Annotated in this window: 23 protein-coding genes; 13 read left to right on the top strand and 10 right to left on the bottom strand. The window is 71.3% G+C overall.

Annotated elements, in window-relative coordinates; genetic code table 11:
• The first annotated feature begins 190 nt into the window (after positions 1-190).
• Both SM418_RS11605 and SM418_RS11600 read left to right on the top strand, forming a co-directional pair.
• A complete protein-coding gene (locus tag SM418_RS11605; RefSeq protein WP_371940590.1) occupies positions 191-481 on the top strand; it encodes a hypothetical protein in 291 nt (96 codons plus the stop codon).
• A gap of 23 nt (positions 482-504) precedes the next feature.
• Positions 505-2,067 carry an SDR family oxidoreductase gene (locus tag SM418_RS11600; protein ID WP_371940591.1) on the top strand — a complete coding sequence of 521 codons (1,563 nt, stop codon included), beginning with the start codon at positions 505-507 and terminating at the stop codon, positions 2,065-2,067.
• 26 nt (positions 2,068-2,093) lie between these two features.
• Here SM418_RS11600 and SM418_RS11595 read toward each other — a convergent pair whose 3' ends face one another.
• From SM418_RS11595 to SM418_RS11575, 5 genes are all read right to left on the bottom strand, one after another.
• Positions 2,094-2,423, bottom strand: a complete 330-nt coding sequence (locus tag SM418_RS11595; protein WP_371940592.1) for a helix-turn-helix domain-containing protein — start codon at positions 2,421-2,423, stop codon at positions 2,094-2,096.
• Positions 2,424-2,626: 203 nt separating this feature from the next.
• Positions 2,627-3,073, bottom strand: a complete 447-nt coding sequence (locus tag SM418_RS11590; RefSeq protein WP_371940593.1) for an Hsp20/alpha crystallin family protein — start codon at positions 3,071-3,073, stop codon at positions 2,627-2,629.
• A gap of 248 nt (positions 3,074-3,321) precedes the next feature.
• On the bottom strand, positions 3,322-3,990 hold the full coding sequence (locus SM418_RS11585) for a TetR/AcrR family transcriptional regulator (RefSeq protein ID WP_371940594.1): 669 nt from the start codon (positions 3,988-3,990) through the stop codon (positions 3,322-3,324).
• Between the two features lie 4 nt (positions 3,991-3,994).
• Positions 3,995-5,143, bottom strand: a complete 1,149-nt coding sequence (locus tag SM418_RS11580; protein WP_371940595.1) for a hypothetical protein — start codon at positions 5,141-5,143, stop codon at positions 3,995-3,997.
• A 15-nt stretch (positions 5,144-5,158) separates the two neighbouring features.
• Complete coding sequence (locus SM418_RS11575) at positions 5,159-6,682, bottom strand: FAD-dependent oxidoreductase (protein WP_371940596.1); 1,524 nt, start codon at positions 6,680-6,682, stop codon at positions 5,159-5,161.
• Between the two features lie 175 nt (positions 6,683-6,857).
• Here SM418_RS11575 and SM418_RS11570 point away from each other — a divergent pair, with 175 nt between their 5' ends.
• Together SM418_RS11570 and SM418_RS11565 are read left to right on the top strand one after the other, a co-directional pair.
• Positions 6,858-7,487 (top strand): ClpP family protease, encoded by a 630-nt coding sequence (locus SM418_RS11570; protein WP_371940597.1) that lies wholly within the window; start codon positions 6,858-6,860, stop codon positions 7,485-7,487.
• Complete coding sequence (locus tag SM418_RS11565) at positions 7,484-8,086, top strand: ClpP family protease (protein WP_371940598.1); 603 nt, start codon at positions 7,484-7,486, stop codon at positions 8,084-8,086. The genes SM418_RS11570 and SM418_RS11565 overlap by 4 nt, the downstream gene beginning before the upstream one ends.
• 16 nt (positions 8,087-8,102) lie before the next feature.
• On the opposite strand, the gene SM418_RS11560 is transcribed toward SM418_RS11565, so the two are convergent.
• Together SM418_RS11560 and SM418_RS11555 are read right to left on the bottom strand one after the other, a co-directional pair.
• Positions 8,103-8,468, bottom strand: coding sequence for a helix-turn-helix domain-containing protein (locus tag SM418_RS11560; protein WP_371940599.1), 366 nt, complete (start codon positions 8,466-8,468; stop codon positions 8,103-8,105).
• A 79-nt stretch (positions 8,469-8,547) separates the two neighbouring features.
• Positions 8,548-9,453 carry a LysR family transcriptional regulator gene (locus SM418_RS11555; protein WP_371940600.1) on the bottom strand — a complete coding sequence of 302 codons (906 nt, stop codon included), beginning with the start codon at positions 9,451-9,453 and terminating at the stop codon, positions 8,548-8,550.
• 72 nt (positions 9,454-9,525) lie between these two features.
• On the opposite strand from SM418_RS11555, the gene SM418_RS11550 reads away from it, so the two are divergent.
• The 4 genes from SM418_RS11550 (at position 9,526) to SM418_RS11535 (ending at position 13,265) form a co-directional block, all read left to right on the top strand.
• Complete coding sequence (locus tag SM418_RS11550; RefSeq protein ID WP_371940601.1) at positions 9,526-10,752, top strand: thiolase family protein; 1,227 nt, start codon at positions 9,526-9,528, stop codon at positions 10,750-10,752.
• Entirely contained in the window at positions 10,749-11,444 is a 696-nt protein-coding gene (locus SM418_RS11545) for a 3-oxoacid CoA-transferase subunit A (protein ID WP_371940602.1), read from the top strand. Before SM418_RS11550 ends, SM418_RS11545 begins: the two co-directional genes overlap by 4 nt.
• Positions 11,445-11,521: 77 nt before the next feature.
• On the top strand, positions 11,522-12,142 hold the full coding sequence (locus SM418_RS11540) for a 3-oxoacid CoA-transferase subunit B (RefSeq protein ID WP_371940603.1): 621 nt from the start codon (positions 11,522-11,524) through the stop codon (positions 12,140-12,142).
• Positions 12,143-12,404: 262 nt separating this feature from the next.
• Positions 12,405-13,265, top strand: coding sequence for a peptidase inhibitor family I36 protein (locus SM418_RS11535; RefSeq protein WP_371940604.1), 861 nt, complete (start codon positions 12,405-12,407; stop codon positions 13,263-13,265).
• Positions 13,266-13,350: 85 nt separating this feature from the next.
• On the opposite strand, the gene SM418_RS11530 is transcribed toward SM418_RS11535, so the two are convergent.
• Positions 13,351-14,388, bottom strand: coding sequence for an NBR1-Ig-like domain-containing protein (locus tag SM418_RS11530; RefSeq protein WP_371940605.1), 1,038 nt, complete (start codon positions 14,386-14,388; stop codon positions 13,351-13,353).
• 195 nt (positions 14,389-14,583) lie between these two features.
• Here SM418_RS11530 and SM418_RS11525 point away from each other — a divergent pair, with 195 nt between their 5' ends.
• Together SM418_RS11525 and SM418_RS11520 are read left to right on the top strand one after the other, a co-directional pair.
• Positions 14,584-14,898, top strand: coding sequence for a hypothetical protein (locus SM418_RS11525; protein WP_371940606.1), 315 nt, complete (start codon positions 14,584-14,586; stop codon positions 14,896-14,898).
• Positions 14,895-16,457, top strand: a complete 1,563-nt coding sequence (locus SM418_RS11520; protein WP_371940607.1) for an amidase — start codon at positions 14,895-14,897, stop codon at positions 16,455-16,457. The genes SM418_RS11525 and SM418_RS11520 overlap by 4 nt, the downstream gene beginning before the upstream one ends.
• Before the next feature lie 156 nt (positions 16,458-16,613).
• On the opposite strand, the gene SM418_RS11515 is transcribed toward SM418_RS11520, so the two are convergent.
• Positions 16,614-17,414: an SAM-dependent methyltransferase gene (locus SM418_RS11515; RefSeq protein WP_371940608.1), complete on the bottom strand. Its 801-nt coding sequence runs from the start codon at positions 17,412-17,414 to the stop codon at positions 16,614-16,616.
• 138 nt (positions 17,415-17,552) lie between these two features.
• On the opposite strand from SM418_RS11515, the gene SM418_RS11510 reads away from it, so the two are divergent.
• A complete protein-coding gene (locus tag SM418_RS11510) occupies positions 17,553-18,803 on the top strand; it encodes an alpha/beta hydrolase family protein (protein WP_371940609.1) in 1,251 nt (416 codons plus the stop codon).
• Positions 18,804-18,916: 113 nt separating this feature from the next.
• Here the strand turns inward: SM418_RS11510 and SM418_RS11505 are convergent, their stop codons facing one another.
• Positions 18,917-19,600: a TetR/AcrR family transcriptional regulator gene (locus tag SM418_RS11505; RefSeq protein WP_371940610.1), complete on the bottom strand. Its 684-nt coding sequence runs from the start codon at positions 19,598-19,600 to the stop codon at positions 18,917-18,919.
• 173 nt (positions 19,601-19,773) lie between these two features.
• Here SM418_RS11505 and SM418_RS11500 point away from each other — a divergent pair, with 173 nt between their 5' ends.
• Both SM418_RS11500 and SM418_RS11495 read left to right on the top strand, forming a co-directional pair.
• Entirely contained in the window at positions 19,774-21,015 is a 1,242-nt protein-coding gene (locus SM418_RS11500; protein ID WP_371940611.1) for an oxygenase MpaB family protein, read from the top strand.
• 140 nt (positions 21,016-21,155) lie between these two features.
• On the top strand, positions 21,156-22,031 hold the full coding sequence (locus SM418_RS11495; RefSeq protein ID WP_371940612.1) for an esterase/lipase family protein: 876 nt from the start codon (positions 21,156-21,158) through the stop codon (positions 22,029-22,031).
• The last annotated feature ends 39 nt before the right edge of the window (positions 22,032-22,070 follow it).

Genomic DNA, 22,070 nt, shown 5'->3' with positions numbered 1-22,070 from the left:
GGTGGACGTATTCCCCCAAGAACGCCTGGTCAACGGAGATTTGCCGGGTCTCCGGAGACGATGGCGGCCGTGGACGGCGCCGGAAGGTCCGTCCGATCGGATCGTTCGCCTCCAGCGGCGGCAAAATCCTGGGACCGCACGCGTGCGCACGTCGGCGCCGGGTAGGCAGCCGTGCGACCAAGGGGGAGAAATGATCAAAACACTGCACAAGTGGGGCCTGAAGTCCGATTACATGTACACGGCCGGCCTCGCCTCGATCGGCCTGGCATTCGCCTCGTGGGCCGCGTCGAACCGGTATGAGGCGCAGGGTCTCGAACGTGCGGACCGGTGGGGCATCTTCGTCGGCGAATGGGCCCCGACCTTCTTCGCCATGGGCGTCGCACTGCGCATGGAGGAAATACGCGACCGGGCCACCGAGGACGTCTCCCGCGCACGCGATGAGATGCGCGAGCGGGCCCCCAGATCGGCGGCGATGCGATAGCCGCGCCGGAGCGGGGGCCGGACGTGAACCGCGACGCCGAGAGCCGGCGCGGCAGCCTGTGCCTGGTGACCGGGGCCAGCGGCTACATCGGGGGGCGGCTGGTGCCGGAACTGCTGGACGCCGGGTACCGGGTGCGGTGCATGGCCCGTTCGGCGCGGCGGCTGCGCGACCACCCCTGGGCGGGGCGGGTGGAGATCGTGGAGGCCGACGCCACCGATCCGGTGGCGACCCGGCGCGCGCTGGACGGTGTCGACGTCGCCTACTACCTGATCCACGCGATCGGCGGCGCGGGCGGCTTCGCCGAGAACGACCGCTGGGCGGCCCGGACCTTCGCCGCCGCGGCGCGGGACGCGGGCGTGAGGCGCCTGGTCTACCTCGGCGGCATGGACCCGGAGGAGGAACTGTCGCCGCACCTGCGGTCCCGCGCCGAGGTCGGCCGGATCATGCTGGGCAGCGGCGTGCCCGCGGTGTGGCTGCGCGCCGCGGTGATCATCGGCTCGGGTTCGGCGTCGTTCGAGATGCTGCGCTACCTCACCGAACGGCTGCCCGTGATGGTCACGCCGCGGTGGGTGTTCACCCGGATCCAGCCGATCGCGATCCGGGACGTCCTGCACTACCTGGTGGCGTCGGCGAACCTGCCCGCCGACGTGAACCGCGGTTTCGACATCGGCGGCCCGGACGTGCTCACCTACGCCGACATGATGCGCCGGTACGCCGCCGTGGCCGGGCTGAACCGCCGGATCATCATCCCCGTCCCGGTGCTGAGCCCGTGGCTGTCGAGCCTGTGGGTGGGGGGCATCACCCCCGTCCCCGGCCGTCTCGCGCGTCCCCTCGTCGAGTCGCTGCGCAACGAGGTCGTGTGCACCGAGAACGACATCGCGCGGTACGTCCGGCCCCGGCCGGACGGGCCGATCGGCTTCGACCGCGCCGTCGCGCTCGCGCTGCGCCGGGTCCGCGAGGCGGACGTCGCCACGCGCTGGTCGTCGGCGAGCGTCCCCGGCGCCCCGAGCGACCCGCTGCCCACGGATCCGGACTGGGCAGGCGGCAGCCTCTACATCGACGAGCGCTCGTGCCGGAGCGGCGCTCCACCGGAGCTGCTGTGGGAGGTCGTCGAAGGGATCGGCGGGGAACGGGGCTGGTACTCCTTCCCGATCGCCTGGCGGGCGCGGGGCGTCATCGACCGGCTGGTGGGCGGCGTCGGGCTGCGGCGGGGCCGCCGGGACCCGCGCCGGCTGCGCATCGGGGAGACGGTGGACTTCTGGCGCGTGGAGGAGATCGAGGCCGGGCGGCTGCTGCGGTTGCGGGCCGAGATGCGGCTGCCCGGCCTGGCCTGGCTGGAACTGAGGGTGTCGGAGGACGACGGCCGCGGCCGGCTCGAACAACGGGCGCTGTTCCACCCGCGGGGGCTTGCCGGGCACGCCTACTGGTGGGTGTTCCGGCCGTTCCACGACCGGGTCTTCGGAGGGATGTGCCGGGGCATCACGCGCGCGGCCGAGCAGCTCCGCCCGCCCGAGCAGGCCCGGGCGGACGAGCGGCCTCGGGCGGACGAGCGGCCTCGGGCGGACGAGCGGCCTCGGGCGCGCTGAAGCGGCGGTCGGTGGCGGGACTCAGGTCACCGGTCGGGGTCGGGTGGAGCGGCCTTGGCACGGGAACGCGCGGCCAGGAGGCGGGCGAGTTCGTCGCGTTCCCTGGTGACCTCCGCGAGCTGGTGCTGCAGTTCGAAGATCCGGCGGATGGCGGGCAGCGTCATGCCCTCGCCCATCATGATGACGACCTGCTGGATGCGGCCGATCTCCAGGCGGCTGTAGCGGCGCTGCCCGCCGGCCGAACGCTGCGGGGAGACGACGCGCTGGTCGTCGATGCGGCGCAGGAACGCCTGCTGCACCTCCAGCATGTCGGCGACCTGCCCGACCGTGAACAAGGCCGCGTAATCGTCGTCCATGGGAAGCTTCACCTGCTCGTCGTCCTCCTCGTCGTTCGCTGCGGGGGTCGGTCGGAGGCTCGGGAGCCGGTCCCCGTCCCGTCGGCGCCGGAGGCCCGGCAAGCCGGCGGCCCCGCCACCGGCGCGGCCGGCGTGGTGGGACCTGGATGCCGGCTGCGCCGGGACGGGGCCGTGCTGGATCGGCCGTTCCCGCGGAAGATCGGTCAGTTCCGGATGGCCTTGTGCGTTTCGCCGGCCTGGACGGCGACCTTGCGGGGCTTGGCCTTCTCCAGGACCGGGATGCGTACGGCCAGGACCCCGTTGTTGTAGGCGGCCTCGATCGCGTCGGCGTCGAGGTGCTCCGACAGGTAGACCCGGCGGGTGAAGGCGCCCATCGTCCGTTCGCGGACGAAGACGCGCTCGTCCTCGCCGAACTCCTCCTCGCGCCGCGCGCTGACCGTGAGCACGCCGCGGTCCACGGTGACCTCGATCGAGCCGGGGTCGATGCCCGGCAGGTCGAACCGCAGGACGACGTCGTCGGCGCGGCGGACTCCGTCCATCGGCATGGCCGCGCCGTTACCGGTTCCGCTGGTCAGGCCCGCCTGGCGGATCGCGCGGTCGAACTGGCGCTCGAACTCCTGCACGAACGGGTCGATCGACGTCAGCAGCATCGTTGCCTCACCTCCGATGTTTCTCCGGGCCCTCCGCGCCCGGAACCTCGCTGCGTTCCAGAGAGGAAACCTACAACTCAAATTATAGGTAACCGCTAGCCTGTTTGTCAACACCCCTGCATCTGGATTCGCACCCGAGGATTGTTCGGCGACGGGCGATCGCCGCCGTCCCGACGGTCGCGGGCACGGCATAAGGGTCGGGACGCCACTTCCGGATGTCGACCAGGCCCGGCTCGACCGGGCGAAGATCAAGAGGTTGTCCCGTGCCACCGGCCCGCCGGGGCGAGTTGCGAAGAACATCCGCGCTCGGGGCGGGGACCGGTTCGTCGCAGCGCGGGCGCCAGCCAGCGGTTGAGCAGGGCGCGGATCTCCGCCTCGTCGTGGGGCGGCTCGCTCGGGTGCTCCAGCAGCGAGGTGAGCAGTCGCATGATGATCTCGGCGAGGCCGTTGAGGTCGTCCTCGCCGACGCCGGCGGACGCCCAGTCGACGGGGAAGCGGTGGAGCATCTGGGCGCCGTAGGCGATGGCGTCCGCGGCGGTGGCGCCGCGTCCGAAGGCCGCGGAGTCTCTGAGCTGCAGGAGCAGGCTCAGTCGCGGCTCGGTCGGGATGGTCCGCAGGCAGAACATCATGCCCTCGACCACGGCCCCGGCCGGGTCGCCGATCCCCTGGAGGTGGTCGACGAGCCGATCGACGAACGACTCCGCACCCTGGGCCGCCACCTCGCCGACGATGTCGCTGATCCGGTCGAAGTGGCGGTAGACGGTCTGACGGGTGACGCCGAGCTCGTGGGCGACGTCGGACAGGGTCGTCTTCACGACGCCGTGCCTGTCGATGCAACGGGCGGTCGCGTCGACGATGCGCTGCCGGGCCTCGGCATCTGATGCGGGAGGCCGTCCTCCCCAGCCGTGGTGCGCCATGGCCCTAGGATCGCACAGGCTCCGCGGCCGGTCGCGGCGCGCTCACGCGCAGTACACCCAGGATGAAGGCCGTCGCGGCGACGGTGCACAGTGCGGTGTACCAGAGGCTGCCGACCGGCGTGCCCTGCTCGGTGACGCCGCCGGTCGAGGCGAAGTACGCGGGCAGCGCGGTCAGCCACAGGACGACGAGGACGCCGAGGTACGCCGCCGGGTACGTCCGCACGAACAGCGACGACGCCACCGGGGACGGCTCGGCACGCCGCGCACGCGAATCGCTGTGCCGCGCGCGCCAGGCGTCCACGAGCAGGTAGAGGCCGGCGATCCAGACCACGGCGAGCTCCGCGGCGAGGATGGTCCGCTGGATCCCGAGCCGGTCCTCACCGCGGAAGGCGCCGCTGGGCGCGCTCACGATGATCATCGCCAGCGGCGTCGCGGCGCCGGCGAGGACGGTGCGCCAGGCGACGTGCCGGCCGGCGGGCGTGTCGCGGCCGGGCCGCGGCCCGACCAGGCGGACCACCAGGTAGGTCATGGCGCCGAAGGAGACCGAGGCGAACAGCAGCATGCTGTTCATCGGGACCGAGGCGAGCGCCGGCTGGTTGATCATCTCGTTCGCCGGGTTCCACGCCCACCATTTCAGCTGGGGTCCGAGCTGGTCGAAGACCTCGTAGAAGACCTGGCAGGCGAACGCGACCGCCACCGAGCCGAGCAGCGGACCCCGCCGGGCGAAGACGCCGAGGGCCCGCACCAGCTCGTAGGCGAGCTGCGACAGCGCGGGGTAGAAGGCCACGATGTAGAGGGGCAGCCGGTCGTACATGAACTGCACGGTGAACACGTTGTGGGAGAAGATGAACCCGACGTGCTCCTCCAGGCCGAACCAGCCGGGGAAGTACAGCGGCGGCTCGATCACGGCCAGGTAGACGACCGACGCGAACCACAGCGAGATGTTGACCGGGTCGCCGTCGCGCCGCCACCGCCGCCACGCGTGGACGAGGGCGAACACCGCGCCGCCCACGATGAGCAGTTCGAGGAAGGGCAGGGTGCCGTTCGCGAGGTCGAACGGGTTGCGGACGGTCACCACGGGGTTCGCGCCGTGGCAGGAGAAGCCGAGCGCCTCCGCGACGCGCTCGGCCGCCGGGTCGCAGGTGTAGCCCATGTCCCACTCCTCGGGTCAGGTTCCGACGAGGTCGTCGCCGCGGCGGCTTCCGGCGGGCGCCGCGTCCGCCGGGCCGGTGTAGCCGGTGAAGTCGGTGCCGGGCGGGTCCTTCCGCTCGTCGAACCCGCCGGGCACGACCGTCCGGCCCAGCCGCTGACGCAGCTTGTACCGCGCGATGCCGAACCAGAACCGCGGGTCGGCGGCCATCTGCCGGAGCGACCTGTCGAGGTTGAACACCTGGGCGAACGTCTGCTCGACGTAGGCGTCCTCGCGGCTCGTGGCGTTGATGGCGTTGAAGATCGGCCAGCTGAGGCGCGCGGCCAGCCTGCGCCGCCACGCCGGGGCGACCTCGCTCCCGGTCGCGAAGTCGTAGGCCTGGTCGCGCGCCATCGCGAGCATCCAGGGCACGTCCAGGGACTTCTTCTGCCGGCCGAGGAACTCGCGGAAGAAGGCGGGGTCGAGGGCGTCGCGGCCGTCCAGCATCTCGCCGAGGATGAGCGCGGAGCGGGCGGCCGAGCTCATCCCCTGGGCGTAGAAGGGGTTGAAGGCGCAGATCGAGTCGCCGACGCACACCAGCCCGACCGGCGGCACGTCGAGCAGGTCGAAGCGGCGCCACTTGTTGCCGGTGGAGCGGGTCAGGTGCACCTCGGACGTCGGGGTGCAGGCATGGGTCGCCTGCCCGAAGGCCGTGGCGCGCACGCGGTCCACGGCGGCCTCGAACGTGTCGGCCTTGCGCGGCATGTCGATGCCCCACGACCCCATGCACACGACGGCGCGGTCGCCCTCGATCGGGAAGAAGTTGCTGAGGAACTCGTGCTCCTCGGGGTGGTCGCCGGTGTCCTGGGTCGGGGTGACGACCAGGTGCCGCCACCACCACGACTCGGGACGCCGGTCGGCGGGCGGCAGGTCGTACCACCGCGAGACGTAGGTGACCTTGGCGTCGAGGGTCCTCTCCGGCGGCGCGGCCCAGCCGGCGGCGCCGAGCCAGTCGACGGACGAGGAGCCGCGGCCCAGCGCGTCCACCACCAGGTCGGCGGGCAGGTAGTCCTCGTCGGCGCCGTCGGCCCGGTATTCGACGCCCTCGACGCGCCCGCTCACGGTGCCGCCCCCGGCGGAGCGGAGCCCGGTGACGGTCACGCCCTCGCGGATCTCGATGGCGGGCAGTTCGCGGACCTTCTCGCGCAGGACCCGCTCGATGAGCACGCGGGAGCTGTAGACCATCGTCATCGATCCGGACTTGCGCGGGGCCCAGCCGTCGTTCTCGCAGTACGCCGCGTCCATGGACGGCATCAGGTGCATCCCGCCCGCGGCGATCAGTGCCTCCTCGAACCCGGGGAAGATCTCGCCGATCGCGCGGCGGCCGGAGTTGAGGAGGAAGTGCGGGTGCTTGCTCTGCGGCACGCCCCGCCGGTGCTCGGCGCCGGGCGGTAGCTGGTCCCGCTCCAGGACGATCACCTTGTCGAAGTGCCTCGCGAGCACTCCGGCGGCGCACAGACCCGCCACGCTGCCGCCGAGCACCACGGCCGTCCCACGTCCCATCCCGCCGCCCTCCATTCATACAGTTAATGAGTGAATGTATGATTGGGGGCGAAGCGGGTCAACGGTTTCCGCGGATCTTCCGCCGGTTCGGCCCCCGCGGTCTCGCTGCTCTGGGCGGATCCGCCGCAGGCGGATCGGGCTCCGGCCGGTGCGCGCGTCGGCGCACAGTGAAGCCATGAGCGAGGAACAGAAAGTCCCGTTGTTCAACGAACGAGCCCGGCGCGAGCTCTACCAGCAACGCGTCCTCGTGCTCGACGGCCCGCTGGACGACGACAACGGCACGCTGCTGGCGACGCAGCTGATCACCCTGGCGCGGGAGGACTCGTCGTCCGACATCGCGCTGTGGATCCACTCCCCCGGCGGGTCGGTGCCGTCGATGCTCGCGATCCGCGACGTCATGCGGCTCGTCCCCTGCGACGTGTCCACGCTGGTGCTCGGCATCGCCTACAGCGCGGGCCAGTTCCTGCTGTCGTCGGGGACCCGCGGCAAGCGCCGCGCGATGCCGCACGCCCGCGTGCTGATGCACCAGGGCTCCGCCGGAATCGCGGGCGCCGCCGTCGACATCGAATTGCAGGCGAACGACCTGCGCCACACCCGCGACACCGTTCTCGGGCTCATCGCCGAGGACACCGGCCAGCCCCTGGACCGGGTCTTCGAGGATTCGCTGCACGACCGCTGGTACTCCGCGCGGGAAGCGCTCGAATACGGGTTCGTCGACGCGATCGTCAGCACCTTCGACGAAGTCGCACCGATCTCCCACCGGCCCGTCGGGCTGCGGGTTCCGTCCGAGGGGGACGCCCGATGAGCACCTACACGATCCCGAACGTCATCGCGCAGCATCCTCGCGGCGAACGCATCATGGACGTCTACTCGCACCTGCTGACGGAGCGGATCATCTATCTCGGCACCGCCATCGACGCCGGTGTCGCGAACGCTCTCGTCGCGCAGCTGCTGTACCTGGAATCCGACAGCCCCGACCAGGACATCCAGCTGTACATCAACTGCGAGGGCGGAGACCCGAGCGCGATGCTCGCCGTGTACGACACGCTGCGCTACATCCGCCCGCAGGTGGCGACGACGTGCGTGGGGCAAGCGGTCGCCGTCGGCGCCGTGCTCCTTTCCGCGGGCACGCCTGGCAAGCGTGCCGCGCTGCCCCACACCCGCGTCGTCCTGCACCAGCCGATAGGGCAGAGTCGCGGAGCGATCCCGGACCTCATCCTGCAAGCGGACGAGGTCGTCCGTGTGCGCGCGGACATCGAGCAAATCCTTTCGCGGCACACCGGGCAGGACACCGCAACGCTGCGCGCCGACACCGATCGCGACCGCGTGTTCACCGCGCAGACGGCACTGGACTACGGCCTCATCGACCACGTGATCGAGGAACGGCAGCCGATGCGCGTGTAGGAGACGGGAAACGCGGCTACGCGGCGAGAGCGTAGGCGACCTGGCACGTCGGGCCCGCCGGAGCGGTTCCGGCCGGCGCCGCCAGGAGGCTCGTCGCGACCGCGAGCGTCAGGTCGCCGAGCGTCACGTCCAGGGCGCCGGCGACCGCGGCGATCATCTCGCTCGACGGCTCCTTGACACCGCGCTCCATCTCGGAGAGGTACTGCGGCGAGACCCCGGCCCGGCTGGCGGTCTCGACCAGTATCTCGCCGCGCTCCAGGCGCAGCCGCCGCAGGCACTGGCCGAGCGCGTCGCGCCACAGCGGCTCCGCAGGCCGGGGTGTCGCGGTCGGCTCGTGCGGCGTCCCGTCGGCGGGCATGAACGATCGGCTGATCTCGGCCATGCCCACATCGTAAACGCCGTCCGTTGACTTGCGGCATGTTGTTGTTATGAGCGCGGCGAAAGCAACAACACGCCGCAGGTCAACGAGGTGGGTGCCGGGCGTCCCGCACGATCCGCCGGATGACCGGGACGGCTCGGGCCAGGTGCGCCTCCGTCCGCTCGGTCCGGTGGCCGATCGCGAGGTCGACGTGCACGGCGGGCCGGACCAGCGGCCGGTAGGCGACGCCGTCAAGGGCCAGGACCATCACCGGTTCCGGGACGACGGCCACACCGAGACCGCCCGCGACGAGGGTGATCAGCGTGGACGTCTCGCCGACCTCGTGGCGGATCCGGGGCTCCGCGCCGGTGTCGCGGAACAGCCCGAGCACGACGTCGTACATCACCGAGCGGCGGTCCGCGGAATGCACGATGAGATCGACGTCCGCCAGGTCGGTGACCCCTACCTGCCGCAGGGCGGCCAGGGGGTGGTCGGCGGGAACGGCGACGACGAGCCGGTCCCGGCGCAGCGGCAGGACGGTGAGCGACGGGTCCGCGATCGGGGGCCGCAGCAGCGCCAGGTCGATCTCGCCGGTGCGCAGCGCCGCGACCTGGTCGGGTACCAGCATCTCGCCGCGGAACGAGAAATCGACGCCGGGCAACTCCAGGGCGAGGCCGCGGGAGAGAGCGGGGAGCAGGCTGTAGGTCGCCGAGCCCACGCAGCCGATCGCGAGATGGCCGACCGCGCCGGCCGCGACCCGGCGGGCCTCGTGCGCGGCCTCGTCGACCTCGCCGAGGATCCGCCGGGCGCGGGCGAGGTAGCCGCGGCCCGCGTCGGTGAGCTCGACCCTGCGCGTCGTCCGGTGGAGGAGGTCGACGCCCAGATCGTTCTCCAGCCTGCGGATCGCCTGCGACAGCGGCGGCTGGGCCATGTTGAGCCGCTCGGCGGCCCGTCCGAAGTGGAGTTCCTCCGCGACGACGACGAAGTACCGCAACTGGCGTAGATCCATATGAGGAACGTCTCAATAGGAGCGGATATTGATACTTCACTGTATCAAGGCAGGCCATCTAACCTCGACGTCATGAGCTCCTACCTGTACTCCGCCGTCCGGACGCCGTTCGGCCGCTTCAACGGCGCCCTGTCCGGCGTGCGGCCGGACGACCTCGCGGCCGTGGTGATCACCGGGCTGCTGGACCGGGCGCCCCGGCTGGACCCGGCCCTGATCGGCGAGGTCGTCTGGGGCAACGCGAACGGCGCGGGCGAGGAGAACCGCAACGTCGGCCGGATGGCCGCGCTGCTCGCGGGGCTGCCGACGAGCGTGCCGGGCACGACCGTCAACCGGCTGTGCGGTTCCAGCCTCGACGCCGCGATGATCGGCTCCCGGACGATCGAGTCGGGGGACGCGGACGTCGTCCTGGCCGGCGGGGTCGAGTCGATGACCCGGGCGCCCTGGGTGCTGCCTAAGCCCGCCAAGGGCTTCCCGCCCGGCGACCTCGCCGCCGTCTCGACCACGCTCGGCTGGCGGCTGGTGAACCCGCGCATGCCGCGGGAGTGGACCGTCTCGCTCGGCGAGGCCAACGAGTTGCTGAAGGAGAAGTACGACGTCGGCCGCGAGCGTCAGGACGCGTTCGCACTGCGCTCCCACAAGCTCGCCGCCGCCGCCTGGGACGAGGGCTTCTACGACGACCTGGTCGTCCCCGCCGGAAAGCTGGACCGGGACGAGGGCATCCGCGCCGACTCCTCGATGGAGAAACTGGCCGGGCTCAAGCCGAGCTTCCGCGCGGACGGCACCATCACCGCCGGCAACGCCTCCCCGCTGAGCGACGGCGCCTCCGCGCTGCTGCTCGGCTCGGCCGCCGCCGCCGACCGGATCGGCCTCGACCCGCTCGCGCGCATCGCCGGGCGCGGCGCGTTCGCGCTCGACCCGCAGGACTTCTCCTACGCCCCGGTGGAGGCGGCCGACCGCGCCCTCGCCCGGGCCGGGATCGGCTGGGACGAGGTCGGCGCGGTCGAGCTCAACGAGGCCTTCGCCGTGCAGTCGCTGGTCTGCGTCGACGCCTGGGGGATCGACCCGGAGATCGTCAACACCAGGGGCGGCGCGATAGCGATCGGCCACCCGCTGGGGGCCAGCGGAGCCCGCGTCCTCGGCACGCTCGCGAAGGTGCTCCGCGAGCGCGGCGAGCGCTGGGGCGTCGCCGCCATCTGCATCGGCGTCGGGCAGGGCCTGGCCGTCGTCCTGGAGAACGTCGCACCGGACGACACCAGCCTGAAGAACAGCGGCACGAAGAACACGGGGGCCGGAGCGTGAGCCGAACGGAGATCCTGGAAAGCGTCGACGAGGCCGTCCGCGGGATCGAGGACGGCAGCACCGTCATGGTCGGCGGCTTCGGCTTCGCCGGAATGCCGTTCGACCTCATCGACGGGCTGATCCGGCAGGGCGCGAAGGACCTCACCATCGTGTCCAACAACGCCGGCAACGGGGAGGTCGGGCTGGCCGCGCTGCTCAAGTCCGGGCGCGTGCGGAAGGTGATCTGCTCCTTCCCGCGGCAGAGCGACTCCCACGTCTTCGACGGGCTCTACCGCGCCGGGAAGATCGACCTGGAGATCGTGCCGCAGGGCGATCTCGCCGAGCGGATGCGCGCGGCGGGTGCGGGCATCGGCGCCTTCTACTGCCCGACCGGCGTCGGCACCCCCCTCGCCGAGGGCAAGGAGACCCGGACGATCGACGGGCGCGTCCACGTCTTGCAGTACCCGATCAAGGCGGACGTGGCGCTGATCAGCGCCCACCGCGCCGACACGATGGGCAATCTCGTCTACCGCAAGACCGCCCGCAACTTCGGGCCCGTCATGGCCACGGCCGCCTCTCGCACGATCGTGCAGGTGGGCGGGGTCGTCCCCGCCGGGGAACTCGACCCGGAGGCGGTCGTCACGCCCGGCATCTACGTCGACCGGGTGGTCCGGGTCGAGGAGCGGCACTACACCGTCGAAGGAGCGCGCTGACCATGTCTCCCACCACGCCTTCCACCACGCCTTCCACCGCGTCTCCCACCACGTCTCCCACCACGGGGCCCCTCACCATGGACGAACTCGCCGCGGTCGTCGCCCGGGACATCCCGGCCGGGTCCTACGTCAACCTCGGCATCGGCCGGCCCACGAGGGTCGCCGACCATCTCCCCGCCGACTCGGGCATCGTGCTGCACACCGAGAACGGCATGCTCAACATGGGTCCGGCCGCGGTCGGCGAGCAGATCGACCCCGATCTCACCAATGCCGGCAAGGTCCCGGTGACGGAGCTTCCGGGGGCGTCGTACTTCCACCACGCGGACTCCTTCGCCATGATGCGCGGCGGCCATCTCGACGTGTGCGTGCTCGGCGCGTTCCAGGTCTCGGCCACCGGGGATCTCGCGAACTGGCACACCGGCGCCCCCGACGCCATCCCGGCCGTCGGCGGCGCGATGGACCTCGCCATCGGCGCCAAGCAGGTCTTCGTGATGATGACGCTCTTCGACAAGCAGGGACGGTCGAAGCTGGTGCCCGAATGCACCTACCCGCTGACCGGCGTCGGCTGCGTCTGCCGGGTCTACACCGACGTCGCCGTCATCGACGTGGGCCCGGACGGGGCGTCGGTCCGCGAAACCTTCGGCGTCACGATCGACGACCTCCGCGACCGGCTGCCCGTTCCGCTCAAGGCCGCCTGACGCCCCACCGAAACTGGTCGGCACCTTGCGCACGGTCGCCGACGCGCTGGTCTGACGCGATGAGACGGTGCCCCTGAACCGCCGCCCATCACCTGTCAGATCGCGCATTCTCCTGTACGGACGCATTCGGCGAACAAGCTGACAACACCGATCTCTTGCGGACGGGCAAGCGATCGGTGACGGTGGATTCCGCCGTGGGCTTCTCCGCCCAGCTCCCCGCGACCAGGAGAACGACATAAGCACCCTCAACAAGGCCCTTGCCGTGACGACCGCCGCGATAGCGCTAGGCGGGGCCGCGACAGCCCTGCTGTCCCCCGCCTCGGCGGCGAGCCGCGACGGCGTCTGCGACAGCGGCGAGTTCTGCTACTACTACAACAGCGACAACCAAGGGTCGATCTCCGACTTCACCGGATCGGTCGCCGACTACGGCACCGAGCAGCCGTCCTGCTACGACTTCAAGGGCGAGGGCGCCGGCAAGGGCCTCTGCATCAAGAACAACGCCGCCTCGGTCTGGAACCGCAGCGGCAAGACCGTCCGCGTCTACTACAACAGCAACTACGGCGGCACCTACCAGGACTTCGCGGCGAACGCCAAGGGCAATCTGAACTCCAGCCTGAAGAACCAGAACGCCTCGCACCAGTTCTCGCCGTCGTCGCGCACGAACATGTCGTACGGGCTCTACACGCTGAGCGGCGGCCGGATCACCTGCGGCTTCGACGGCTACACCACCACGCCCGGCCGGCACGAGGGCATCGACATCGCCCGCGGCATCGGCTCGGACGTCCACGCCCTCGTGAGCGGCCAGGTCATCTACATCGCGCGCGGGGCCAACGGCAGCAGCGGGCTCTCCACGATCTCCATCTACAACTCCTCACTGAACAAGACCGTGATCTACCTGCACTCCGCTCCCAAGTCCGCCCTGGCCGTCGGCCAGCAGATCAGCCGCGGCCAGGTCATCGCCGACGAGGCGTGGCGGGGCGTCTCGTCCAGCTCGGCCGCGCACACCCACGTCGAGATGCGGCTCGGCAAGCAGACACTCGCGGCCAAGAGCGTCAACGACCCCACCCTGGACAACCCGAACCCGACCTCCTTCTGGAACGCCCAGGGCTACAACGTCCAGTAGCACCGCAGCGGGCCCGCTCTTTCCTGAACCCGCGAACCGCCGGACCCTGGTCCCCCGCCGTGCCCGCCACGGCGGGGGGCCAGCCTCATTGAACGATGATCTGGAAGTTGACCGGCCGGCTCCCGGGGAACGCGACCCTTCCGGCGGCGTCCACCATCTTGAACCGCACGTAGCACAGGCCCGGCTTCCTCGGCGTGGTGATGGCGGCCCGGATGTCGACCATGGCGCCCGGTCGCGTGTCCCTGATCGGCACGTCGGAAATCGTCTGGCACTGGTCGGCCTGCTGCGGGACGTCGAGGCGGCGCAGCGAGTATCCCGCCCACGGCACCTTCCCGGCGTTCTTGATCCGCCACACCTTTGTCATGGTCCTGCCGGCGCCGACGCGCGTGCAGTCGGGCAGCGTGACGTCCGCGACGAACGTGGCCGCGTCGCCCCGGTGCGTCGGCGGGGCCGGCGCCGGGTTGGTCACGGGCACCGGGCAGTCGGCCGGTGCCGGCGCGGCCTTCGGGGGGCTGGAGGGCTTCCGGGCTCCCTCGCCCGGGTCGGAGCCGCGATCGACGGCGACCACGATGAAGACCACCGTCCCCACGCCGATGGCCGCCGTCACCAGAGCGACCGCGACCAGGCGGGCCCGCCTGGCTCGCCCTCGGCCCGCAGGCTCCGGCTCGAACACGGGCATGGGCTGGGGAAGGGTGGCCTTGACGTCGTTCGCGGGCGGGGGTGGCGGGGGCACGGACGCCGGGGTCTCGATGTTGATGCGCGCGGCATGCCGTTCCGCGGTGCTCGCGGCGGAAGGCACGATCGCCTTGGCCGGACGGACCGCCGAGGCGCGCTCGACGGTCGACGGCTCCCCGGAGCTCGCCGATCTGACCGCCTGGTTCGCCCTCTCCCAGCGTTCGCGGTACGCGTCCGGGTCGGCGCCGCACGCCTTGACGAACTCGACGGTGGTCCCCCAGCTCGGGAGCCTGTTGCCCTTCGTGGCCTCGTGCAGCGTCGTGTGCGAGATGGCGCCCGACCGGCCCGACATCTCTCGGAAAGGCGGGTCGCCGACTGATCTGCGCAGCTCTCGCAGCGACGCCGCGAAGTCCGCGATCGCCTCCGCCTGTGCACGCTTGTCGTCCACCGGGCGAAGTTAACAGCGCCACGGCCTTCGCTCAAGCAAGACGACGATCTTGATCATCCGCGTGAACGCCCGGTGCCGGGCGGTCACGGACCCGGACGGCGGCCGCACGTTTACCTGGTTACGACACCGCAGAAATATGACCGAAACGGACATCCGATTTCCTCGGCGCTCTGATCCACAAGCGGAGGAGGACCCGTGGGCCTGCCCTCGGACGATGATCTCGACGCCTACATCACGGCGCGGCTGGCGCTGGCGGGCGTCGACCTGAACCAGCTTCCCGAGTCACCCGACGCCACGACGGGCTCGCCGTCACGCGCGCAGGCCATGGAGTACCTGCGGACGTTCCTCGCCGGCGCCAAGCGCGACGGCGCCCGGCCCGGCGGGCGGCCCGCGGCGATCAACACCTGGCGGCCCCCGGCGGACGGCCCGGACTCCGCCGCGCTGGCGCAGCAGGCCGACCCGCCGCTGGAGTACCCCTCCATCACGGCGGCCTGGACGGGGAAGCGATGAGCCGCACGTTCTCCCGCCGGCTGTTCCTCGCCCGCTCGGGCGCGGTGACCGCCGCCGCTGCCGTGGCGGCCGCGCCCGGCGTCGCGCAGGCCGGCGCCGCCCCCCGCCGCCCGGCCCTCCCGGACGTCCCCGTGCGCCCGGAGGCCACGGCCGACCTCACCGAGGCGACCCTCGCGGAGGCCGCCACGCTGCTCCGCCGCCGCAAGACCAGCGCCGTGAAGCTCGTCCAGGCGTACCTGGACCGCATCACCGCGCACGACGGCACGTACCAGGCGTTCGTCACCGTCACGGGGGAGCAGGCGCTGGCCGAGGCGCGGAAGGCGGATCGGCAAGGCGGCGGACGGCTGTCCGGAATCCCCCTCTGCATCAAGGACAACTACTTCACCGCCGGCGTCCGGACGACCGCGAACTCCTTCATCTTCGACAAGTTCGTCCCCGGCCATGACGCGACGGCCGTCGCCCGGCTGAAGGCCGCCGGCGGGATCGTCGTCGGCAAGGGGCAGATGGGTCCGCTGGCCACCACCCGCGCGACCACTCCCGACGGCCGGATCACGACCGTCAACGCGTGGACGCCCGCCGACCCGTCGGTCGATCCCGGCGGCTCCTCGACCGGGCCCGCCACCGCCGTCGCCGCGCGGCTGGCCGCGTCCGCGATCGGCACGCAGACCGGCGGAAGCATCGTGCTGCCGGCCAACCAGCAGAACCTGACCGGCCTCAAGCCGACCATGGGCCGCGTCTCGATCTACGGCGTCGTCCCCCTGTCGTTCACCCGCGACCACGGCGGGCCGATCGCCCGCGACGCGCTGGACGCCGCGATCATGCTGGAGGTGCTCGCCGGCCCCGACCCGCACGACGTGCGGACGCTCGGCCTGCCCGCGGTGCCCGACCTCGTCCGCGCGGCCACGCCCGTACGCCGCGACGGCAAGGTCCGGCTGCGGCGCACGACGCGCATCGGCGTCCCCCCGGACTACCTCACCGGGGCGAGCGCTCCGGTGATCGCGCTGCGCCGGCAGTTCCTCGCCGCGCTGGAGGCGATCCCCGGGGTGCGCCTGGTCCAGATCTCCTACCCCGACGACTGGTCCCTGCTGACGGGGGCGTTCAACGACGTGCGCCTGGCCGAGCGGACCGAGCCGTTCCGGCCCTGGCTGCAGCAGGACCTGAAACTGTTCGGCGTCTCGGTCCTGAGCTGGCTCGGCGGCCTGATGCTGTCGAGCGACGAGTGGGTCACCGGGCAGCGCGCCAAGACCCACCTGCTCGGCCAGGTCCTCGACGGGATCCTGGACGACTGCGACGTCGTCCTGCAGACCGGCCCCGTCCCGTTCGACATCCTCGGGCTGCCCGAGATCGGTTTCCCGATCGGGTTCGACGCGGGCGTCCCGGTCGGCACGATCCTCGGCGGCGGCCCGTACGAGGAGGACCGCCTGCTGGAGGTGGTCGCGGCCTACCAGGCCGTCACGGACTGGCACTGGCGCCGGCCCGCCGACCCGTCCCGTGCCACGTTCCGTGCGCAGAGTGCACAACGCATCGACGCCGTGGCCGCCGCCGAGCAGAGCGCCTGAACACCCCCAGAAAAGGGCCCGGAACCACCCCGGTTCCGGGCCCACCTGTCACCAGCCCCTGAAAGTCAGGCACGGTCGTGATGCAGCCCGGCGCCGCGAGGTGGGGGGATGGAGCGGGTGCTTCCGCATCGTTGCAGGTGGGCGGCCCGGAATGGGTCACGCTCCGGGTTTGCGGGCGACGCCGCAGGCGCCCAGGTTCTCGATCTCGGCGCCGCTCCCCTGCTCGGCCGGATTCAACTCGGGCCGCCAGTGGTGCGGGTCGGCCAGGCCCGGGTCGAGGAGTTCGAAGCCGCCGAACAGCGCGGTGATCTCGTCCTTGTCGCGCAGGGTGCCGAGGCCCATCGTCCCCTGGTAGGCGTCGGCGACCTCCTGGAGCGCCGGCAGGACATGGCTGATCGTCAGGAAACTGCCGGGGACGAGCCGCTCGCGGAGGTGGGCCAGCAATTCGGCGGGCTGGGGGTCGGGCAGGAAATGGAAGAGGGCCAGCGCGCTGACCGCCACCGGGCGGCTGAAATCGAGCGTCCGGGTCGCCTGCTCCAGGATGCGGTCGATGTCGACCACGTCCGAGTCGATGTAAGCGGTGGCGCCCTCCGGACGGCTGGTCAGCAGCGCACGGGCGTGCACGAGCACGATCGGGTCGTTGTCGACGTACACCACCCGGGACTCGGGGGCGACGCCCTGGGCGACCTCGTGCAGATTGGGCGAGGTCGGCAGTCCGGTACCGAGATCCAGGAACTGCCGGATCCCGTGTTCCCGAGCGAGCAGCGCGGCGGAACGCGCCAGGAACCTGCGGTTGGCCCGCGCCAGCGGCCGCAACTGGGGGCAGATGCTCAATATCCGCTGGCCGAACTCGCGGTCGGCGGCGTAATGGTCCTTCCCGCCCAGGTAGAAGTCGTAGACGCGCGCCGGGTGAGGCTCGTCGGTGCGCAGGTCCGCGGAAGGTGGGCTCTCGCTCATCAAGCTCGCTTCCTGGGAGGGGGACTCAGGGGACTCGAAAACGCGCCACCGTGACTGCCCGGCCCTGTCGAAAGCCAGGGTGGACCGACGACTTTCGATCATGATACGCCCACGGCGGCGGTCGCGAGGGTGGACCGCATGCGATCAACACCGCGCCGCCGGGCGCGCACCGCCGCGGCCGTCCTGCCCCTCGTCCTGCCGATGGCCGCCTGCGGGACGTCCGCCCAGGCGGCCCGGACGTCCGCCGAGGCGCCGGCCGGTTTCTCCCTCCCCCGCCCGACCGGCCCGCACCAGGGCATCGGCACGACCGAGCTGCACCTGGCCGACCGGGCCCGTCCCGACCCGTGGGTCCCCGGCCGGACCCGCGAGCTGATGGTCAGCGTCTGGTACCCGGCGGCCGCACCGGTAGGGCGCATCGCGCCCTACCTGCGTCCCGGGGTCGCCGAGGTGCTCGCTCAAGCCGATGCGCTCGGCGTGTTCAAGGCCGGGACGGTCGACTGGGCGGGGGCGCGCACGCACGCCATCGAGTCCGCCCCTGCCGACACGCGGCGCGGCGCGCGGCCCGTCGTCCTCTACTCGCCGGGCTTCGGCGTCCCGCGCGCGCTCGGCACGACCGTCGCCGAGGAACTGGTCAGCCGCGGATACGTGGTCGTCACCATGGACCACACCTTCGAGACGGCGCCCGTCGAGTTCCCCCGCGGCCGCGTGGAGAACCAGCGCCTCCCCGAGCCGGGGCCCGAACGGCTGAAGACCGCGCTGGACGCCCGTGCGAAGGACACCCGGCTCGTCCTGGACCGGCTCGCCGAACTGCGGAGCGGACGCAACCCCGACGCGGAGGGACGGGACCTCCCGCGCGATCTCGGGAAGACCCTCGACCTGTCGAAGGTGGGCATGTTCGGGCATTCGGCCGGAGGCATCCAGGCCGCCGAAGCCATGCGCACCGACCGGCGCCTCGACGCGGGCATCGACATGGACGGCACCCTGCAGTACGCGGACGACGACCTGGTCGAGGTCGCCCGTACCGGACTCAACCGGCCGTTCATGCTGATGGGCGCCGCGACCGGCGGAACCCCGCAGACCCACCGGACCAGCCCGTCCTGGACCTCGTTCTGGAAGCACACCACCGGCTGGAAGCGCGACCTCAACGTGCCCACCGCGAGCCACTACTCCTACAGCGACGTCCAGGCCATCCTGCCCGCGCTGGACGGCAGGCTCGACATCCCCGAGCAGGACCGCGCCGCCCTCATCGGAACGGTCGACCCCACCCGCATGACCGCGTCGATGCGCGCCTACATCACGGCGTTCTTCGATCGGGCGCTGTCAGGCCGGCACCGTCCGATCCTCGACCGTCCCTCGCCCCGGCACCCCGACGTCCGCCTCATCGACTGAACGGCTTCATCGACTGAACGGCCCCATCGGCTGAACGGCGCAGAGCCGCCGGACGCGAACCCCGACGACGGCGAAGGCGAGGGCCGTCTGGACGCCGCCCTGGCCGCTCGGAGTCAGGGGCGTCGGGTCGGGGGATCCAGCATGGGGACGAGGAAGCGCTGGGCCAGCGCGGCGAGTTGGTCGTCGTCGTCGAGGTCCACGAGCCGGCTGGGTATCGCCAGGAAGGAGGCGGATATCCGGACCATCATCTCGGCCACGAGGTCGGCGTCCAGGTCGCCCGACACGTGGCCCGCGCGCTGCTCGTGGCGGAGCTGGCCCGCGACGAACTGCCGGACGGTGGCCAGGGTCCGCCCCCCGTCACTGATCATGGACGGCACGACCAGGTCCGGTTCCGTGGCGATCAGGCCGCCGATCAGCGGGTTGCGCCGGATGGCGCGCAGCGCGCTCACGAAGCCCAGCACCACCCGGTCGGCGGCGGTCTCGGCCTCCCCGATGTCGATGCGGAACTGGTCGAAGTACCGGCGGAACTCCCGGCGCACGACGTGTTCGACCAGCGCGTCCTTCGTGGCGAACCGCCGGTAGACCGTGATGCGGGAGACTCCGGCCCGCCGGGCCACGTCCTCCATGGTCGACCGCTGGACGCCCATACGGGAGAACTGCTCGTAGGCGGCGTCGAGGACGCGCGTCCGGGCGTCGTCCATCTCGTCGACCTGTTCGACGGCGTCGGTGTAGGCGCGTTCGAGCACCGACTCCTCCCCGCTCGATGCCGTCATGAGGAAGGACAGGACTGAATCCACGGTCTCCTCCCGAGGTGACCGATTTCTCCCGCGATGACCGTTGATCGTCACGGAGGGTCTTGTGGTGGCCGTCACCTTGTGCTCTCATTATCGCTGTCACCGATGATACACGGAGACGGGTCACGTTTCAGCGTATCTTCGGCGACGCTCTCACCCCGAGGAGGAGCGTAGGCATGGAAAAACCCACCAGACGCCAAATGTTGATGGCGGGCGGGACGCTGGGCGCGTACGGCGCGATGAGCCTTGCAGCGTCGGCGCAGGCGGCACCACTGTGGACGTGGTCGCCCAAGGGATCGGTCGCGGGCGCCGGCGAAGGCGCCGACCCGCGGTGGGTGTGGGACCCCGAGTGCGACGAGCTGGTCGCCTCACTGCTCGACAGCGGCCAGGTGCCCAATGTCAACAAGCTGCTCAAGACCTGGACCAAGAACGGCCAGGCGCTGCCGGCCGGGCTGCCGGCGGAGCTGCGCACCTTCATCGAGAACGCCAGGCAGCTCCCGTCCTGGACCGACAAGGCCAAACTCGCCAAGGCGTTCGAGTTCAACCAGAAGCGCGGGCTCTACCTCGGCGTCACCTACGGTTTCGCCAGCGGGATGATGAGCACGGTCATCCCGAAGGAGGCGCGCGCGGTCTACTACTCCAAGGGCGGCGCGGACATGCGCGACCGCATCACCAAGACCGCCAAGCTGGGCTACGACATCGGCACCGAGAAGGCCTTCGACGCCGACGGCGAGATGATCGTGACCTGCGTCAAGACGCGGCTGGCCCACGCGGGCGTGCGGCACCTGCTGCCCCAGTCCCCGTACTGGCAGAAGGCCGCCGACGAGGAGATCCCGATCAGCCAGGCCGACATGATGGTCACCTGGCACAGCCTGCCCACGACGGTCATGAAGCAGCTGACCAAGTGGAAGGTGCCGATCCCCGCCGACGAGTCCGCGGCCTTCCTGCACTCCTGGCAGCTGACCGCGCACATGCTCGGCATCCGGGACGAGTACATCCCGAACTCCTGGGCCGAGGCCAACTCCCAGGCCGCGCAGGTCCTCGACCCGATCCTGGCTCCCACGCCCGAGGGCATCAAGCTCGCCGACATGCTCCTCAACCTGGCGTCGTTCATCGACCTGGGCATCCTGTCCAAGCCCGTCCTCCGCGCGCTCACCCGCTACGTGCTCGGTGACGAGATCGCCAACTGGCTGAAGATCCCCCGGGAACTGGTGTGGGACCCGATCTTCGCGAACCTCTGGGAGCCCTTCGTCGCCGTCCGCGAGGGGATCCTCGACCTGACCGACGCGCCGCCGCAGCTGCGGGACGTCTACTGGGTCTTCGACGAGATCATCCGCCAGATGGTCCTGCTCGTGCTGTCCGGGGCCGACTACCCGATCAGCATCCAGATCCCCGTGACGAACAACCCGAACTACTGACCGACCCGCGCCGAGGGCCGCCCGGGGCCCGGAATCCCCGCGATTCCGGGCCCCGGGGGCGTCCCGGCCCCTTCTTCTCACCGCTCCCGTTTCGTGATACGTACACAAGTACTTACTTACATCGGTTGAAGGGTGGATCGATGCGCCTCGCCGTCACGCTGCTCGCACTGGTGCTCGCCCTCGGCTTCGCCGCTCCGGCCCGGGCCGACGTCGAGATACCGCCGCCGCCCCCCACCAGCGACTCGCCTCCGGACGCCCCGGTGCCCGGCCCGCTCCCGGCCGGCGTCAACGACTGGAACTGCCGTTCCGCGTCCCGTCCGGTACCGCTGATCCTCGTCCACGGAACGTGGGGCAACGCCCTGGTCAACTGGTTCGCGACGGTCCCGGCGCTGAAGGCGGCCGGCCACTGCGTGTACGCCTTCAACTACGGCGGCGCCCCGAACGGGGTCGTCCAAGGAACCGGCGACATCAGGGTGTCCGCGCAGCAGCTCGCCGCCTTCGTCCGCGAGGTCCGGTCGGCCACCGGAGCCGCCAAGGTGGACCTGGTCGGGCACTCCCAGGGCGGCATGATGCCGCGCTACTACTTGAAGAACCTCGGCGGCGCGCAGTACGTCCGGCACCTCGTCGGCATCGCCCCGTCCAACGACGGGACGGACGTGTGGGGCCTGACGCGGCTCGCCAAGGCCTACGGCATCGTCGACCTGGGCGGATACGTCTGCTACTCCTGCTACCAGCAGGTGCGGGGCTCGGAGTTCCTCACCGAGCTCAACGCCGGAGGGCAGACCGAGCCGGGAGTCGAGTACACGGTGATCGCCACGAAGTACGACGAGATCGTCACCCCGTACCGCTCGTCGTTCCTCACCGGGGACGGCGTGCACAACATCCTGGTCCAGGACGTCTGCCCCAACGAGATCAGCGAGCACGGTCTCATCGTCGCGTCGCCCGTCACCCGGCAACTGGTGACGAACGCGCTGGCCCCGGCCGGCGAGCGGAAACCCGTCCGCTGCCTCTTCTGAGCCGCGCCCGCCGCCCGCGTGTCCATGCCATGAAATTTC

Source organism: Actinomadura chokoriensis, assembly GCF_041463665.1.
In the GTDB taxonomy this organism is placed as follows: Bacteria; Actinomycetota; Actinomycetes; order Streptosporangiales; family Streptosporangiaceae; genus Spirillospora; species Spirillospora chokoriensis_A.
The sequence above is the reverse complement of the archived record's forward strand: the minus strand, read 5'-3'. Positions and strand labels throughout refer to the sequence as shown.

Excerpts from the sequence above, each read along its gene's own strand:
- SM418_RS11605 (WP_371940590.1), top strand. The coding sequence starts at position 191 with ATGATCAAAACACTGCACAAGTGGGGCCTGAAGTCCGATTACATGTAC.
- SM418_RS11595 (WP_371940592.1), bottom strand. The coding sequence starts at position 2,423 with ATGGACGACGATTACGCGGCCTTGTTCACGGTCGGGCAGGTCGCCGAC.
- SM418_RS11590 (WP_371940593.1), bottom strand. The coding sequence starts at position 3,073 with ATGCTGCTGACGTCGATCGACCCGTTCGTGCAGGAGTTCGAGCGCCAG.
- SM418_RS11585 (WP_371940594.1), bottom strand. The coding sequence starts at position 3,990 with ATGGCGCACCACGGCTGGGGAGGACGGCCTCCCGCATCAGATGCCGAG.
- SM418_RS11580 (WP_371940595.1), bottom strand. The coding sequence starts at position 5,143 with ATGGGCTACACCTGCGACCCGGCGGCCGAGCGCGTCGCGGAGGCGCTC.
- SM418_RS11575 (WP_371940596.1), bottom strand. The coding sequence starts at position 6,682 with ATGGGACGTGGGACGGCCGTGGTGCTCGGCGGCAGCGTGGCGGGTCTG.
- SM418_RS11570 (WP_371940597.1), top strand. The coding sequence starts at position 6,858 with ATGAGCGAGGAACAGAAAGTCCCGTTGTTCAACGAACGAGCCCGGCGC.
- SM418_RS11565 (WP_371940598.1), top strand. The coding sequence starts at position 7,484 with ATGAGCACCTACACGATCCCGAACGTCATCGCGCAGCATCCTCGCGGC.
- SM418_RS11560 (WP_371940599.1), bottom strand. The coding sequence starts at position 8,468 with ATGGCCGAGATCAGCCGATCGTTCATGCCCGCCGACGGGACGCCGCAC.
- SM418_RS11555 (WP_371940600.1), bottom strand. The coding sequence starts at position 9,453 with ATGGATCTACGCCAGTTGCGGTACTTCGTCGTCGTCGCGGAGGAACTC.
- SM418_RS11550 (WP_371940601.1), top strand. The coding sequence starts at position 9,526 with ATGAGCTCCTACCTGTACTCCGCCGTCCGGACGCCGTTCGGCCGCTTC.
- SM418_RS11540 (WP_371940603.1), top strand. The coding sequence starts at position 11,522 with ATGGACGAACTCGCCGCGGTCGTCGCCCGGGACATCCCGGCCGGGTCC.
- SM418_RS11520 (WP_371940607.1), top strand. The coding sequence starts at position 14,895 with ATGAGCCGCACGTTCTCCCGCCGGCTGTTCCTCGCCCGCTCGGGCGCG.
- SM418_RS11515 (WP_371940608.1), bottom strand. The coding sequence starts at position 17,414 with ATGAGCGAGAGCCCACCTTCCGCGGACCTGCGCACCGACGAGCCTCAC.
- SM418_RS11510 (WP_371940609.1), top strand. The coding sequence starts at position 17,553 with ATGCGATCAACACCGCGCCGCCGGGCGCGCACCGCCGCGGCCGTCCTG.
- SM418_RS11500 (WP_371940611.1), top strand. The coding sequence starts at position 19,774 with ATGGAAAAACCCACCAGACGCCAAATGTTGATGGCGGGCGGGACGCTG.
- SM418_RS11495 (WP_371940612.1), top strand. The coding sequence starts at position 21,156 with ATGCGCCTCGCCGTCACGCTGCTCGCACTGGTGCTCGCCCTCGGCTTC.